We start from the raw sequence: 995 nt of genomic DNA, 5'->3' as shown, positions 1-995 counted from the left end.
GTACCACGCCAGCGGTGCAGAAGACCCGGCCCAAGGGCGTTCATCCCGCACATAGGCCCAGATCCGGGCGGTTTTGGTTTTCTTCGTTCCCGGCGCCTGAAGCTTGACCGGGGTATCATCGGCAAACAGCGCGTCGCCTTGCCGGACCAGCCGACCGATGGCATTTGCCAAGGGTTCAAGCAAGGCAGTGGAGCGCCCCACCCAATCGGCCAATGTCGAGCGGTCCAGATCAAGTCCTTCCCGGCCAAAGATCTGCGACTGGCGGTAAAGTGGAAGGTGGTCCGCGTATTTGGAAACCAAAACATGCGCCAAAAGTCCCGCTCCCGGCCGTCCACGCTCAATCGGACGCGATGGCAAGGGCGCCTGAACAATCCTCTCGCAGCAAGAACAGGATAGGCGCGGTCTGACAATACGGTTCACGACAAACCGGCCCGGCACATATTCCAGTTCTTCGGTAATGTCCTCACCCAGTGTCTTCAGCTTGCCGCCACACTTAAGGCAGGCTTCGCCCGGCATCAAGATCGTGTCATTGCGCTCAAGATGGTCCGGTAGCGGCTTGCGGCTGTGCTGGCGTTTGGCCTGTCCGGGAAGAGCATCCACCGAGGCGGAATCCGGCATGTTTTGCTGATCAGCAGCTACACCAATGGCCTCTTCCTCGGCAAGGCTCAGATTGAGCTGATCGAGGCTTTCCGATTTGGAGCCGAACCGGTTCCGGTGCGCCCCATGAAGCTGATGCTGAAGCTGCTCGACCTTCAGGCTCAGGGCCTTGACTTCGTCGGCAAGAAGCCGGTTCACGGCTTTCAATTCAGCCGGATCGTCAGGTGTGATGTCCAAGTCCTTCAGCATGGCTGCATTTATACCGAATGCAGTCAAAGGCTGAAAGGAAAAAGCGGATTAAGTCTCTGTATTTATGTCGCTATCCGCTCGTCAGCGGTGTCCATGTACGGGCGGGCATACGCCAGTCTATCCCCTCAAGCAGCATCGACAGCTGTGCC

1 protein-coding gene is annotated in these 995 nt (G+C 58.2%); it reads right to left on the bottom strand.

Going from position 1 to position 995, the window contains the following annotated elements:
* The coding region (gene tnpC, locus ACXAH0_RS25085; protein ID WP_475196007.1) for an IS66 family transposase at positions 1-846 on the bottom strand (846 nt) is incomplete at its 3' end.
* Positions 847-995: the final 149 nt, after the last annotated feature.

It is taken from the genome of Roseibium sp. AWQ4_290 (assembly GCF_056160985.1).
The sequence above is the reverse complement of the archived record's forward strand: the minus strand, read 5'-3'. Positions and strand labels throughout refer to the sequence as shown.